Below are 13155 nucleotides of genomic sequence, written 5' to 3'. Positions count from 1 at the left end.
CCGTGCCGAGAGGGTCAGCGTGCAGATATGGGCGAAGGCCGCAATGCCACCGCCTGCTCAGGCCAGTCGCGCCGGGTGAACACCTGGCCCTGCTCACGCACCCTGCGCAGGCCGGCGATATCCAGCTCGGCCAGCAACCACTGGCTGGCGGCCGGAGACAGTTGGCTCGACTCTGCCAGCACCCCATCTGCAGGCATGCCGTAGTCCGGCGGAACATAGAGCCCGGCGCGGCCGATGTTTTCGTCGAGCGCCGGAGACCAGGGCGCAAGCCCAACAGTCGGCGCCTGGAGCACTGCGATCTGGTTTTCCAGGGCACGGGCCTGGGCGCCGATACGCACACGGTGGTAGCCGGCTTCGGTATCGGTGCAGCTGGGCGCCAGTATGAGGTCTGCCCCAGCTTCGGCCAGATGGCGCGCCAATAGCGGGAATTCATTGTCGTAACAGATCAGGATGCCCAAGCGGCCGAGATCGGTATCGAAACAGCGAAGGCCCTCACGGCCGCCGGCCACGCCCCAGGCTTCCCGCTCGAAACGGGTCATTATCAACTTGTCCTGGTGACCCAGCTCGCCTTCCGGGCCGAACAGCCAGGCTCGGTTGCGGTAATGGCCGTCACTGTCGAGCACCGGTGCACTGCCCGGTTGAAGGTATACCCCCAGGGTGCGCGCCAGGTCAGCGCACAACGCTCGCCAACGTGGCAGCAAGGGTTGAATGGCGGCGATCGAGGCGTGTAAGTCGCTACGCATCTCTGGCGCCAATTGCGCGCTTAACACCAGGCCCGCGTACTCGGGCAGCAGCAACAGCTGCGCACCTTGGCCAGCCGCGTTCTGGCAGAGCGCGGCCAGGTGCTGCTCATAGGCGCCCCAGGTTTGCAGGCATTCGATGGCGTACTGGCAGGCGGCAAGGCGAATCATGTGAGCGGTTTCATCCAGAACGCCATCGGCTTGGCCGAAGCGGTCGTCTCGTCCAGGTCACGCCAGAAAAACTCGGTACGCAGGTCTGGAAACGGCTGGTAGCCCTGCGCACGCCACAGGCCATGCAACGGGTAGTAACCCGGAGGCCGCCGGGGATGATCGTCGGGGCGCTGGATAGCACAAAACGCGCACCAGTCGAAACGGCCCAGCGCTTGCGCATGCGCCTGGCGCTCGGCGAAGAAGCGTTTGCCCAGCCCCAGCCCGCGAAAGGCTGGCATCAGCAGGGACTCACCGAAATAGAACACCCGTGCGATATCACGCCCGGCAGCCAGGAAGGGAGCTTTGACCTCGTCGGTCTCGTCTGCCAACGGAACGCCCGTGGCGGCACCGACGATGGTGGTCCCGCTACGCACGATCACGCACAGGCTGTCGGCAGCTGCCGTATAGGTAGCAAGGTAGCGTTGCTCGTAGTCTTGGGTGCCGTCGTAAAGATACGGATACTCGCGGAACACAGCGATGCGAAGGCTGGCGAGGCCGGGAATGTGTGGCGCAATGGCAGCGCCTCGGTAGAGTTCGATCTGCATGGGGCGTTCAGGCAAGCAAGGGGCGCCGGCAGGTAAGCCCGGCTCATCCTTAAAAACTAGCATAGGGCCTGCAGCCCTACTGTTCCTCCGACGACAGGAAACCCCATGAGCACGACTGAACTGATCGCCGCCTATTACCAGGCCTTCAATGCCGGCGACATGCCTGCCTTCCTCGCCTTGCTGTCCGACGACGTCGTGCACGACATCAACCAGGGCGAGCGGCAACAGGGCAAGGCCCGCTTCGCAGCGTTCATGGAACACATGAACCGCTGCTATCGGGAACGCCTGACAGACCTGGTCATCATGCCCAGCGCCGATGGCCAGCGCGCCGCCGCAGAGTTCGTGGTGCACGGGGAGTACCTTGCCAGCGACGAGGGCCTCCCCGAGGCCCGGGGCCAGCGCTATGTGCTACCGGCCGGGGCATTCTTCTACATCAAGGGCGGCAAGGTGGCCCGGGTGACCAACTACTACAACCTCACCGACTGGATCGACCAGGTTCAGGACTATCCCTGAATCAGGCGGCTCCGGAACAGGGCCTGATGGCCCCGGCACTGCTCGGCGCTGAGCATGAACACCCCGTGACCACCCTGTTCGAAAGCCAGCCAGAAGAAATCGACCTCAGGGTACAACGCCTCGACATGCACCTGGCTGTTGCCCACCTCGACGATCAGCAGGCCCCGCTCATTGAGATGGTCGGCTGCCTCGGCCAGCAGGCGCCGGACGAGGTCCAGGCCGTCGTCACCGCACGCCAGGCCCATGGCCGGCTCGTGGTGATACTCCGCCGGCATGTCGGCGAAATCTTCGGCGTCCACGTAAGGCGGGTTGCACACGATCAGATCGAAGCGTTGCCCTGGCAGGCCCTGGAAGCCGTCGCCCTGCACGGTATAGACGCGATCCTCCAGCCCATGGCGCTCAATGTTCTGGTTGGCGACTTCCAGCGCATCGAACGACAAATCACCCAGGACCACCTCGGCCTCCGGGAAGGCTTCGGCGCAAGCGATACCGATGCAGCCCGAGCCGGTGCACAGGTCGAGCACCCGGGACGGGTCGGCCGGCAACCAGGGCGAGAAGCGTGCCTGGATCAATTCGGCGATCGGCGAGCGCGGCACCAGAACGCGCTCATCGACGATGAACGAGAGCCCACAGAACCATGCCTCGCCCAGTAGGTAAGCGGTGGGAATGCGGTCTTTGATGCGGCGCCGCAGCAGGTGCTGCACGTGGCTGACCTCGTCTTCTTCCAGTGTGCAGTCGAGGTAGGCATCGGCGATCTCCCAAGGCAGATGCAGGGCCCCGAGCACCAGCTGGCGCGCTTCGTCCCAGGCGTTGTCGGTGCCATGGCCGAAGAACACTTCTTCGGCATGGAAGCGTGAGACGGCCCAGCGGATGTGGTCACGCAAGGTACGCAGGCGGGAATGGATCACGGCGCTACTCCAGAAAATTCAGCGACACAGTCTACCTTTTCATCTTTGAGATTCACAGGAAGGCCCCGGCAGTGGGACAATGCGCAAAAGCCCCCTGCCAAGGAGCACTCGATGTCCGATGTGAAGACGATGTTTCAACTCAGCGGCCGCGGCCATTCGCCGTTCACGCTGAGCAATGCCACGCTGCTGGTCATAGACGCTCAGAAGGAGTACCTCAGCGGCCCTCTGCAACTTTCGGGCATTGAAGACGCCGTCGAACATATCGCTCAATTGCTTCAGGCCGCGCGCGCCGCAAATCGCCCGATCGTGCACGTCAAGCACTTGGGGACCGTTGGGGGGCTGTTCGACCCCCAGGGTGAGCGTGGTGAGTTCATCGACAAGGCTGCCCCGCTGGAAGGTGAACACATCATCGAGAAACGCATGCCCAATGCGTTCAACAACACAGGCCTGCACGACGTGCTGCAAAGCCTGGGCGGCGTCGACCTTATCGTCTGTGGGTTCATGACCCATTCCAGCATCAGCACCACCGTGCGTGCTTCCAAAGACTACGGCTACCGCTGCACCCTGGTCGAGGACGCCTGCGCCACCCGCAACCTGCCCTACAAGGGCGGGGTGCTGAGCGCCGAACAGGTCAAGCAAGTGGGCATGGCAACCATGGCCGATAACTTCGCTGCAGTGGCCATGACAGCCGACGTCATCTGACCGCCCATCCGCCAGCGCCTTGGCAATTGCAGCCGGTTTTGGAACCTAGGGGCCGAGGCTGGGTCGAACCGCCGATATCTATCCAAGAGAATCGGACGACAGAATGAAGCTATCCGACGACGGTTTTGACGCTCGCCGTCTTCGCCCTCGCAGCCCGCGGCACTGGCCCATGCGCATCGGCGCGGCCTTCGCAGCCCTGCTGGCGACCTTCGGCATCCTCCTGAGCCTGGCGGGCGCCGCGAACCTTCTGGGCAACCCCCCGGCTCTGCAGAGCCTGGATACCACCACGGGCGGGGGCGTGACGATGCTGGTCATTGGCCTGGTGCTGCTGTACCTGGGCATTGCGTTGTGGCGCCGCAGCCGGCGGCGCCTGCGCCGTAGCCGCAGCGACCTGGAAATGGCACCGGGCCTTATGAAAAAGCAGGACTGACCCAGGCCGCTCACGTAGACTGCCCCGGTTGCGTGGAGGCCAAAAATGCAAGACGACGATTTTTCCCTGTTCAAGAGCCAGATGCAGGGGGTCAAGCCCCTCAAGCACGACCGCGCCGAAGTGGGCAAACCCAAGGCCGATCGCCAGCGCATCGACACCTTGCGCCAGGCGGCCACCGTGCGTACCAACACCACGACGGTCGATGGTCTTTCGGACCAGTTCATCATTGACGTAGGGGCCGAAGACGAGCTCTATTGGGCCCGCGATGGCGTGCAGGACAGCCAGATGCGCAAGGTCAAGGCGGGCCAGGTGAGCTTCGAAGGCAGCCTCGACTTGCATGGCATGACCGTAGAAAAGGCGCGAGAAACACTCTGGGCCTTCCTCGCTGAGGCTACCCGGTATGAAATTCGCTGCGTCAGAGTCACCCATGGCAAGGCTGCACGCCTGGATGGCAAGCGCCCGATGATCAAGAGCCACGTCAATACCTGGCTGCGCCAGCACCCCCAAGTACTGGGGTTTACCTCGTGCCTGGCCAAACACGGCGGCACCGGCGCCCTCTACGTGGTGCTCAAGCGCACGATGCTCGAAGGGCGAGACGAATAACTGACTTACACCCCGCACCTTAAGCCGCACTTGCCCCAACCAAGGCGCGGCCTTACCCTGTGCGCCTGCGATAACACCTACAGGTAGATCCATGTCCCTGGAACAGCAATACACCGCGATTCTCGGCCAGATCGGCGAGGACGTGACCCGCGAGGGCCTGCTCGACACGCCAAAGCGCGCCGCCAAGGCGATGCGCTATCTGTGCCGCGGCTATGAGCAGACGCTCGAAGAAGTGACCAACGGGGCACTGTTCAGCTCCGCGAGCAGCGAGATGGTCATGGTCAAGAACATCGAGCTGTACTCGATGTGCGAGCACCATATGTTGCCGTTCATTGGCAAGGCCCATGTCGCTTATCTGCCTGCTGGCAAGGTACTTGGCCTGTCGAAGGTGGCGCGCATCGTCGACATGTACGCCCGGCGCCTGCAAATCCAGGAAAACCTCAGCCGCCAGATCGCCGACGCCGTGCAGTCGGTCACAGGCGCCCTGGGCGTGGGCGTGGTCATCGAAGCGCAGCACATGTGCATGATGATGCGCGGCGTAGAAAAGCAGAACAGCTCGATGATCACCTCAGTGATGCTCGGTGAATTCCGCGACAATGCCTCCACCCGGGGTGAGTTCCTCAGCCTGATCAAGTAAGTGCGCGGCTCACTCGAGCATGCTTACATAGCCTACCTGCCCTGCCACGCGTGCAAGCCACGCCCGCACGGCAGGGTAAGGCGCAAGGTCGAAGCCTCCCTCGTGGGCGACGTGTGTATAGGCGTAAAGCGCGATATCGGCGATTGAGAAATGCTCGCCTACCAGAAAGGGGGTTAGCTGCAACTGCCGCTCCATCACTTTCAGGGCTTTGTAGCCACCTTTGTGACAAGCCTTGTATTCCTCCAGCCGCTCCGCCGGCATGCCTTGGTAAAACTGGATGAAACGCGCCACTGCCACATAGGGCTCATGGCTGTATTGTTCGAAGAACTGCCATTGCAGCACTTGGGTGCGTAGGCGCGGCTCAGCGGGCAACAGTGCACTGCCTTCGGCGAGGAAGTTGAGGATGGCGTTGGATTCCCACAAGCATGTGCCATCTTCAAGCTCCAGCACTGGAATTTTGCCATTGGGGTTCTTGGCCAGAAATGCCTCGGTCTGGGTTTCACCTGCCAGGATATCGATCGGCACCCATTCATAGGGTGTACCCAGCAGATGCAGCATGAGCTTGAGCTTGTAGCAATTGCCGGAGCGGTAATCCCCATACACCTTGTACATCGTTGCACTCCTGGTTTTCTGTTTCCGAGGGCGGCAGCCTGTCGCACATAGTGCCAAATGTTTACGCAGCAGCGATAGCATCGCCTAGCCACGCGGTTTAACCTTGCGCTCCCGTGTTATTCGCAGGAAGCCCTTCCCATGCCCCAGCTCGCCTCAGCGCGCCTTCGGCCACTGGCAGATGCCAGCCCCAGCGCCGTGGTCGCCGGCCTGATCGCCACGCTCACCGCCTACACCAGTTCTCTGGTGCTGATCTTCCAAGCGGGTAAAGCTGCACACCTCACCGATGGGCAGATCAGCTCATGGATCTGGGCATTGTCGATCGGCATGGCTCTGTGCAGCATCGGTTTGTCGCTGCGGTATCGCACACCGGTCAGCATTGCGTGGTCAACGCCGGGTGCAGCGCTGCTGATCACCAGCCTGGGCGGGGTAAGCTACCCCGAGGCGATCGGGGCATTCATCACCTGCGCCGGGCTGATTACCCTCTGCGGGGTGACCGGCAGCTTCGAACGGCTGATGAGGCGCTTGCCCAGCTCGCTGGCTGCCGCTCTGCTGGCCGGCATTCTGTTTCGCATCGGCAGCGAAATTTTCGTTGCCGCCCAGCATCGCCTGGGGCTGGTGCTGGCGATGTTCCTGGCCTATCTGGTGATCAAGCGCCACGCACCGCGCTACGCCGTGCTGGCGGCGTTGCTGGTAGGTGGCGTGATCGCAGGTATTCAGGGCTTGCTGGATTTCAGCGAGTTTCATCTGCAAATGGCCGTGCCTCAATGGACGGCACCTGAGTTTTCCCTGGGTGCCACCATCAGCATCGGCCTGCCACTGTTCGTGGTGGCAATGGCCTCGCAGAATATGCCCGGTGTGGCAGTGCTGCGTGCCGATGGCTATCAGGTGCCTGCCTCGCCGCTGGTGAGCACCACCGGTATCGTTTCTCTGCTGCTTGCGCCGTTTGGCGGCCACGGCATCAACCTGGCGGCCATCAGTGCAGCGATCTGCACCGGCCCTAATGCCCATGAAGAGCCTTCTCGCCGCTATGTTGCGGCACTGGTGTACGGCGCCCTGTGCGCGTTGCTAGGTGTCTTCGGTGCGACCCTGGCCGGGCTGTTTACCGCGCTGCCCACCGAGCTGGTGCTGTCGATCGCGGCGCTGGCGTTGTTTGGCTCGATCATCAATGGCCTGACGCAGGCCATGGCGGTTCCTGCCGAACGCGAGGCCGCGCTGGTGACGTTCATGGTCACCGCGTCAGGGATGACCCTATTCGGCGTGGGCTCCGCCTTTTGGGGCATCGTGGCCGGGGTGGTGACCCTGCTGCTGGCGCGGCGTTAAGGCCGTTTCAGCCCAGCGACTCAGGCAGGCGCAGCAAGTGCAAAGGCACCTGCGGCTGCCCTGCGTAGTAACGCTGGGCGCGTCGCCCTACCCACTCGCCGTGAAAATACTCCCGCAGCAGCGGGTATAAGGCTACCGGGTACAACCAGGCACTGAAGCTCTCACCGTCATCGCCACGATGGCAGTAGCGGGCCAACGGCTGCCCAGTTACGCCTCGCAGCTGGAGCCAACGCTCGAAGGCAACGTCGTCCGCAGCGGCGGGCATCAGGCGTGCAGGCCAAGGGTAGCCTAGCCTGCGCAGCGGTGCCACGAAGTGCAGAGTGAGCTCGTTGAACAACGAAAATTGCTCATAAACGTGTGGGCAAGGCTCGATACGCACAGCGCGCGGTGGCACCGAGAAGCTGTCGTTGCCGGCTTGCTCCCACTCCCATAGCCAACGCCCGGCGCACAATGCCCACTCGGGTGAAAGGCTCAGCGCCACCTGCACCATCAGTTGGGGGTGCAACCAGGCGGCAATACCTTGATTACCCAAACGCCGGTCTACAAGTTGCCAACCCTGGCAACCGATACGCCTGGCCACTGCCGTTTGCGCCATGCGCACTGAGCGGCTGGCCAGCCATTGCTCCAACGGCTTGCCAACTGCCTGGCACCAGCTAGAGATGCAAACGAAACCGTCCCGCTCGCGCTGCAGCACTTGCACTTTACCTACCCAATGCTCGATTACCGGTTCCTGGTCCACCGCTGCTCCCTCCATGTAGGCTTGCGAGCGCGAAGCTTAGAAAAGACCAAGGCGCCTGCAAGCCGGTTTTTTCCGAATACCGGCGCTGAAAATTCCGTATTTGCTTTGGGACTATTCCGGAAAATCGGCAAACCGGGGGAACCGAAGCCATCCGCTGGCAATCCCTTCTTGCATTGCATGTGATCACACCAGGAGCCTTTCATGCCCGCAGCTTTTTCTCGCCCCCGCCTCCTTACCCTTGCAGCCAGCCTCGCCTTGGGGCTGGCCGGCCTTGGCAACGCGCACGCTGCCCCTGCTACCCAGGCAGCCGCCAAGCCCGCAGCCGCCACCAATCAGGCACAAACTGTGAGCGCGCTCAACGGCAAGTTCAGTTTCACGTTACCCGCCGGCTTTGCCGCGACCGCGCTGCCTGCCGGTACCGAACAGAGCGGTACCGCAGGTGCTAAAGGCACCATGTACATGAATCAGGCACAGCGGCGTGTGGTCATGGTGACCGAGGTACCCATCCCCAACGGCGCCACCACCGGTGACAATGACGACGAATTCCTGAGCGGCGCCAGCGAGGGGTTCATCAAACAGCAAAGCCAGGCGCTGCCTGATTTCAAAAAAACCGGCCAAAAGCGCCTGGCGTTGGGCAGCTTGGGTATAGAGCAGGTCGACAGCACGGCCAGCATGGGCGGCGGGCCTACCCGCTCCTCGACGTTCCTGGCGGGCTCTGGGCCGACCATGGCATTGGTGCAGGTCATTTCGAAGGCCAATGATGAGGCTGGCCATCAGGCGCTGGTGAAAGCCATTACACACGGCAAGTGATTTTTCACAGCTCATTGACAGGGTTTTCACGCCCTGGCCCGTAGGATTCACAACAGCTCCTCAGCACACTCTTATAGCCCGCCTCTGGCGGGCTTTTCTTTGCCTTCGAAAAGCCTCGGCCTGTTAAAAGGGCTTTTTCACTACAGGTTGACGCGTTTTTCACAGCCGGCAGTGCACTCTTTCTACAGCTCCTCATTATTGTTGCTTACAGCCCGCGTTCCCCAGGCGGGCTTTTTTCTGCCTGCGATTTACCACACACCTTCAATTTCAAGGCAAACAAAAAGGGCGACCCTTTCGGATCGCCCTTTTTGTTTGCCCGCGGTGCGGGACTTTCTATTTGGTAGGCACAATTGGACTCGAACCAACGACCCCCACCATGTCAAGGTGGTGCTCTAACCAACTGAGCTATGTGCCTGCTGTGGCGCGGCATTCTACGGGTTTTGCCTGCGCTGTCAAGCACTGGCTCATGGTAACGCCAGCTTCGCAGCGCCCGGGTGAGCCTTGACTTCGGCCCACGGCAGTATCGACCATTCCGGGCCTTCGCAGGCACGCATCACGCGCGCGAAGTACGGCCCTAGGTAAAGGCCTTTATCAGTGAAATGCCACGATGGGAAATCCCAAACGCTCGCATCGCTGTAATCACAGTCGTCTTCACTTTGCGGTGCCTTCATGTCAGCAGGATGCAATCGCTTGAAAACCTTGAGCACCCAGGGTACGAACTGGTCGTCCCGGTACTGGCTCAGCGCCTCGAAATCCTTGCTTTCGCTGCCTTGCTCGTAGTGCTTGGCAGGCCCTTGGCCAAGCCAGAGAACGTCTTCTAACGTCAGCTCCTGCCCTGTTTCGACCGACAGGTTGAGCCCGGCGTCGCCCGAGTCAGGGTGGGCGCCCCCGCAGTCATAACCGGTGCTGAGGTTCAGGCTGATCACCGAAGCGGAGAAATAGGTGGGCGCTACGCTCTGGGTGTAATCGAAGTTGCTGCCACCGCTGGCTTGGCAGCTGTGCCAGTTCACCACTTCGGCAAGCAGGCGATCACGCAAGGCAGCGTTCAACCGCTGGCGCTGGGCGTCGGTGTAGCCACTGCTCAGTTGCGGCATGCTCAGGCCCGTGACAGGCTCTTGCAGCCATTGCAGGCTATACCCCATGAAGGCGCTTTGTTTGCCCGGCTTGAGGGGGGTCTGCAGCAGCCGCAGGTAGTCGTAGGGTGCCTCTTGCCGCTGTTGTGCCATGAACGCACCCGCCCCTTCGGGCAGCGGCGGTATCTGAGCCCTGGCCAACGACACAGGCAGGCGCTTGCCATTGGCGCCCTGCCATTGCCCGGCCCAGCCCTCGCCATCTCGCTGGAGCAGCAACTGCGCCTGGGGCGTCTCAGCCGAGGGGTCGCCTTCGGCCAATACCAGCTGGTTACCTTTCAGCGTGCCGGCCAGGGGCAGATCCTTATGAAATTTCTCGTAGAAATATCGACCGGTGGCGTCGTCGCCATCCGCGTCGATTTCCACCACGACAGGCAGCTTGCCCAGGGTGCCGGTAAACACTTCGGGGGCGGCGTTGAGCATCGGCGCCAGCGCCCATAATGCCAGGGCAAAATACTTCGCTTTCATGGCCATCCTTGCAGGTTGGAAGTTGGCCGGCATTGTAGGCGCCTGGGTGTGGCCGTCAATTGGTGCTGTGCACCGCCTTTAGCTGCGAGAACAGCACCTGGCCCCCTTCACTGCTGTAACCGGTGTTGTCCTGGGTATAAACGCCAGCCTTGAAGTACAGGGTTTCGTTTTTCCAGGCCGAACTGATGCTGGTGCTGTAGGACATGTTGCGAGCAGACAGCGACAGGTCGCCGTGGGTACCGAGGTGAATGATGTACTTGAACCGGGTGTTCATCGGTACGTTCTCGGCTACGGTGATGACCTGCGCTTCCTTCTGGGTAGGCTTGCGCCGCAGCTTGGCTACTACCTTGCCAGTCTTGAGGCTATCGCTGTACTGGTATTCGAGCTTCACCATGGGCTTGGTGCTTTCGTAGCAGTGGATCTGCCCGATCACCACTTTGCCAGAGGAGGGGACTTTGCTCACCGTTACCTGGGCACGCAGCATGTTGTTCGCTTCGGTGTATTTCCAGTTACGAAGCTCGCCATCCTTGAACGTCTCACGCAGCTCGGTGCGCGGGTAGATGGCGTTGGCCGTCTTGGCCCCGGTCACCGGTGCCCAGAAAAACAACTGGCCATTCTTGGAGTTGAAGTACTTGTCGTTGTACCCGGAGACCAGCTGCGGGGTTTCGACGGTTTTCGGCGGGCTGCCAACGGGAATGCTGAGGTTCCACACAGCGAGATCGATCATGACGGCTTGGCCTTGTAAAAGAGCTGTATAACGAGGTCCTTGGGGGTTCAGGGTGATCGTCCGGATCAAAGAAGGCGGCTGTTATAAGAGCAATCTCAAACGAGGGAAAGGTTTATTTCCATTCGAAATAAAGGCCTTTGGCCACCCTAGCAAAATGCAATTACGCCTAAAGCCTGAAAATTCCGTGCATCGGGCAAAAATTGCCGTTCGTCGATAAACAGGCTGAATCGTTGAACTCAGAGGCCCACTGCCGCGAACACATCGCCAGGGTGTCACAAAGCCATCATTTTTGAATTGTACAAAGGTGCCAGTCTTCCAGACCCGCAGGCCCTCACCCGTGCAACGACTCAATCGCCTCAAAAACCCTCCTTCGCTTCTACGAAGGCTCAGCATCGGCCGGCGCCTGTTCGCCGGTTTCGGCATCACCGCACTGCTGGTCGCCGGCCTTGGAAGCTTCTGCCTGTGGCAGATGCAAGGGATTCGTGCCCAAGGGGAGCGCATAGAGCAGGGCCCGATGACCAGCATTGCCCAGGCGGATGCCATCGCACTGGACCTGGCGAGGCTTCGCGGCGAAGCACTGATGCTGCAAGCTCACGCCAATGACCCAGCCGAGCTGGTGAACCGCAAGATCAATGTCGAGCAACTGAGCGATTCACTGAATGCGGCCTTTGCCGACTACCTGTCTCGCATCCCAGCTGGCGCAGAGCAAGATTCGGTCAAGTTGCTCCGTGATGCGTATCTGCCCTTTCTGGATTCGGTGAAAAAAGGCATCTCCTTGGTCGAGAGCAAGCAGGTCGACGACGCGATTGCTCAAACCGGAATGGCACTGGACATTCAGGGCGGCCTGATGGACATGCAGGTGCAATTGCTGCGCGAGCTCAACAAGCAAACCAGCGCTGAAGCCCTGGCTCAGGCCGCCAACAACGCCCATCAGGCACGCATCGTGGTGCCAGCGATGCTTGGCGCCACACTGGTGCTGATGCTGTTGCTGGCCTGGCGCCTGAGTGTGAGCATTACCCGCCCCTTGCGCCAGGCGCTGCAGGTGGCGCGAACCGTCGCTTCGGGCAACCTGGCCCAGCCGGTGCTTGCAACCGGCACGGACGAAGCGGCGCAACTGCTTGGTGAGCTGGGGCACATGCGCGATCAGTTGCACAACGTGCTCAGCCAGATTGGCGCAACGGTAGGCCGGCTGAACTCGGCCACAGAGGAAATGGGCGCGATCATGCAGGAAAGCGCCAGCGGCATGCACTTGCAATACAGCGAGATCGAGCTGGCCGCTACGGCCGTCACACAAATGACCCAAGCGGTTGAAGAGGTGGCCGGCAATGCGGCATCGACGTCCACCGAATCGCGCCGCTCCAGCGAGGCGGTGAATACCGGCCAGCAGCAACTGGACGATACCCTGCACGACATCGGGCGCCTGGCGGACCAAGTGCAAAACGCTACCGCCCAGGCCCGTAACCTGGCCGAGCAGACCCAAGGCATCAACAAAGTCCTGGACGTCATTCGGGCGGTAGCCGACCAGACTAATCTGCTGGCCCTCAACGCCGCCATCGAAGCTGCCCGCGCCGGAGAAGTAGGCCGCGGTTTCGCCGTGGTGGCCGACGAGGTGCGCAGCCTGGCCCACCGCACGGGTGTGTCTACCCGCGAAATCGAGCAGATGATGGAAGGCATTCACCAAGGGACCGGCCAGGCCCTGCAAGCCCTGGCCGATAGCGCCTCACAAGCCGGGCACACCCGGCACAGAGCGCAAGCCGCGCGCGATGTACTGGGTGATATTTCACGCTCGGTTGCCGGCATCGATGAACGCAATCAAGTGATCGCCAGCGCCGCTGAGCAGCAAGCTCAGGTCGCGCGCGAGGTCGACCATAACCTGGTGCGCATCCGTGACCTCTCGATGCAAAGCGCCCACGGCGCCGAGCAAACCCGCCAGGCCAGCCAGGAGCTGGGCCATATCGCCATTGAACTGGACGCCATGATGGCCCGCTTCGCGCTTTAGCCCATATGGCCACCCACATGTGATTGAGCGCCGCGCAGGGCGATGCTTCGAACGGCCCTGCG

15 protein-coding genes and 1 tRNA gene are annotated in these 13155 nt (G+C 61.6%); 8 read left to right on the top strand and 8 right to left on the bottom strand.

Annotation, left to right across the window (positions count from 1 at the left end):
- Positions 1-14: 14 nt before the first annotated feature.
- Both F474_RS09160 and F474_RS09155 read right to left on the bottom strand, forming a co-directional pair.
- The gene (locus tag F474_RS09160; RefSeq protein WP_097085451.1) at positions 15-911 is read right to left on the bottom strand and encodes a carbon-nitrogen hydrolase family protein; all 897 of its coding nucleotides are present in this window, start codon (positions 909-911) and stop codon (positions 15-17) included.
- Positions 908-1495, bottom strand: coding sequence for a GNAT family N-acetyltransferase (locus tag F474_RS09155; RefSeq protein WP_097085452.1), 588 nt, complete (start codon positions 1493-1495; stop codon positions 908-910). The genes F474_RS09160 and F474_RS09155 overlap by 4 nt, the downstream gene beginning before the upstream one ends.
- Before the next feature lie 105 nt (positions 1496-1600).
- Between F474_RS09155 and F474_RS09150 the strand changes: the two genes are divergently transcribed.
- Entirely contained in the window at positions 1601-2008 is a 408-nt protein-coding gene (locus F474_RS09150) for a ketosteroid isomerase-related protein (RefSeq protein WP_097085453.1), read from the top strand.
- On the opposite strand, the gene prmB is transcribed toward F474_RS09150, so the two are convergent.
- Positions 1999-2916 carry a 50S ribosomal protein L3 N(5)-glutamine methyltransferase gene (gene prmB, locus F474_RS09145; RefSeq protein ID WP_097085454.1) on the bottom strand — a complete coding sequence of 306 codons (918 nt, stop codon included), beginning with the start codon at positions 2914-2916 and terminating at the stop codon, positions 1999-2001. The two genes, F474_RS09150 and prmB, sit on opposite strands and share 10 nt — an antisense overlap.
- A 111-nt stretch (positions 2917-3027) precedes the next feature.
- Here prmB and F474_RS09140 point away from each other — a divergent pair, with 111 nt between their 5' ends.
- The 4 genes from F474_RS09140 to folE all read left to right on the top strand — a co-directional run bounded on the left by F474_RS09140 (position 3028) and on the right by folE (position 5288).
- On the top strand, positions 3028-3618 hold the full coding sequence (locus F474_RS09140) for a cysteine hydrolase family protein (RefSeq protein ID WP_097085455.1): 591 nt from the start codon (positions 3028-3030) through the stop codon (positions 3616-3618).
- A 103-nt stretch (positions 3619-3721) separates the two neighbouring features.
- On the top strand, positions 3722-4048 hold the full coding sequence (locus tag F474_RS09135; RefSeq protein ID WP_097085456.1) for a hypothetical protein: 327 nt from the start codon (positions 3722-3724) through the stop codon (positions 4046-4048).
- Positions 4049-4093: 45 nt separating this feature from the next.
- Positions 4094-4651, top strand: coding sequence for a Smr/MutS family protein (locus F474_RS09130; RefSeq protein ID WP_097085457.1), 558 nt, complete (start codon positions 4094-4096; stop codon positions 4649-4651).
- Between the two features lie 91 nt (positions 4652-4742).
- Positions 4743-5288, top strand: coding sequence for a GTP cyclohydrolase I FolE (gene folE, locus F474_RS09125; RefSeq protein ID WP_097085458.1), 546 nt, complete (start codon positions 4743-4745; stop codon positions 5286-5288).
- 9 nt (positions 5289-5297) lie between these two features.
- Here folE and F474_RS09120 read toward each other — a convergent pair whose 3' ends face one another.
- Positions 5298-5900 carry a glutathione S-transferase family protein gene (locus tag F474_RS09120; protein ID WP_097085459.1) on the bottom strand — a complete coding sequence of 201 codons (603 nt, stop codon included), beginning with the start codon at positions 5898-5900 and terminating at the stop codon, positions 5298-5300.
- Between the two features lie 138 nt (positions 5901-6038).
- Here F474_RS09120 and F474_RS09115 point away from each other — a divergent pair, with 138 nt between their 5' ends.
- The gene (locus F474_RS09115; RefSeq protein WP_097085460.1) at positions 6039-7220 is read left to right on the top strand and encodes a benzoate/H(+) symporter BenE family transporter; all 1182 of its coding nucleotides are present in this window, start codon (positions 6039-6041) and stop codon (positions 7218-7220) included.
- Between the two features lie 7 nt (positions 7221-7227).
- Here F474_RS09115 and F474_RS09110 read toward each other — a convergent pair whose 3' ends face one another.
- Positions 7228-7959 (bottom strand): KilA-N domain-containing protein, encoded by a 732-nt coding sequence (locus F474_RS09110; protein ID WP_165830287.1) that lies wholly within the window; start codon positions 7957-7959, stop codon positions 7228-7230.
- Positions 7960-8160: 201 nt separating this feature from the next.
- Between F474_RS09110 and F474_RS09105 the strand changes: the two genes are divergently transcribed.
- Positions 8161-8769 (top strand): hypothetical protein, encoded by a 609-nt coding sequence (locus tag F474_RS09105; protein ID WP_256577757.1) that lies wholly within the window; start codon positions 8161-8163, stop codon positions 8767-8769.
- A 338-nt stretch (positions 8770-9107) separates the two neighbouring features.
- On the opposite strand, the gene F474_RS09100 is transcribed toward F474_RS09105, so the two are convergent.
- The 3 genes from F474_RS09100 to F474_RS09090 form a co-directional block, all read right to left on the bottom strand.
- Positions 9108-9184: transfer RNA gene (locus F474_RS09100), tRNA-Val, on the bottom strand.
- A 49-nt stretch (positions 9185-9233) separates the two neighbouring features.
- Complete coding sequence (locus tag F474_RS09095) at positions 9234-10367, bottom strand: hypothetical protein (protein WP_097085609.1); 1134 nt, start codon at positions 10365-10367, stop codon at positions 9234-9236.
- A 55-nt stretch (positions 10368-10422) separates the two neighbouring features.
- Positions 10423-11094: a polysaccharide lyase family 7 protein gene (locus tag F474_RS09090; RefSeq protein WP_097085462.1), complete on the bottom strand. Its 672-nt coding sequence runs from the start codon at positions 11092-11094 to the stop codon at positions 10423-10425.
- Positions 11095-11431: 337 nt separating this feature from the next.
- Between F474_RS09090 and F474_RS09085 the strand changes: the two genes are divergently transcribed.
- Complete coding sequence (locus tag F474_RS09085) at positions 11432-13093, top strand: methyl-accepting chemotaxis protein (protein ID WP_097085463.1); 1662 nt, start codon at positions 11432-11434, stop codon at positions 13091-13093.
- Positions 13094-13155 lie beyond the last annotated feature (62 nt).

Origin of the sequence: Pseudomonas sp. URIL14HWK12:I12, from assembly GCF_003097135.1 — a bacterium.
GTDB lineage: Bacteria > Pseudomonadota > Gammaproteobacteria > Pseudomonadales > Pseudomonadaceae > Aquipseudomonas.
The sequence above is the reverse complement of the archived record's forward strand: the minus strand, read 5'-3'. Positions and strand labels throughout refer to the sequence as shown.

What these genes read in the sequence shown, in the direction of transcription:
- F474_RS09160 (WP_097085451.1), bottom strand. Translation starts at nt 911, where the DNA reads ATGATTCGCCTTGCCGCCTGCCAGTACGCCATCGAATGCCTGCAAACC.
- F474_RS09130 (WP_097085457.1), top strand. Translation starts at nt 4,094, where the DNA reads ATGCAAGACGACGATTTTTCCCTGTTCAAGAGCCAGATGCAGGGGGTC.
- F474_RS09135 (WP_097085456.1), top strand. Translation starts at nt 3,722, where the DNA reads ATGAAGCTATCCGACGACGGTTTTGACGCTCGCCGTCTTCGCCCTCGC.
- F474_RS09155 (WP_097085452.1), bottom strand. Translation starts at nt 1,495, where the DNA reads ATGCAGATCGAACTCTACCGAGGCGCTGCCATTGCGCCACACATTCCC.
- F474_RS09115 (WP_097085460.1), top strand. Translation starts at nt 6,039, where the DNA reads ATGCCCCAGCTCGCCTCAGCGCGCCTTCGGCCACTGGCAGATGCCAGC.
- F474_RS09095 (WP_097085609.1), bottom strand. Translation starts at nt 10,367, where the DNA reads ATGAAAGCGAAGTATTTTGCCCTGGCATTATGGGCGCTGGCGCCGATG.
- F474_RS09150 (WP_097085453.1), top strand. Translation starts at nt 1,601, where the DNA reads ATGAGCACGACTGAACTGATCGCCGCCTATTACCAGGCCTTCAATGCC.
- F474_RS09090 (WP_097085462.1), bottom strand. Translation starts at nt 11,094, where the DNA reads ATGATCGATCTCGCTGTGTGGAACCTCAGCATTCCCGTTGGCAGCCCG.
- F474_RS09120 (WP_097085459.1), bottom strand. Translation starts at nt 5,900, where the DNA reads ATGTACAAGGTGTATGGGGATTACCGCTCCGGCAATTGCTACAAGCTC.
- F474_RS09105 (WP_256577757.1), top strand. Translation starts at nt 8,161, where the DNA reads ATGCCCGCAGCTTTTTCTCGCCCCCGCCTCCTTACCCTTGCAGCCAGC.
- folE (WP_097085458.1), top strand. Translation starts at nt 4,743, where the DNA reads ATGTCCCTGGAACAGCAATACACCGCGATTCTCGGCCAGATCGGCGAG.
- F474_RS09140 (WP_097085455.1), top strand. Translation starts at nt 3,028, where the DNA reads ATGTCCGATGTGAAGACGATGTTTCAACTCAGCGGCCGCGGCCATTCG.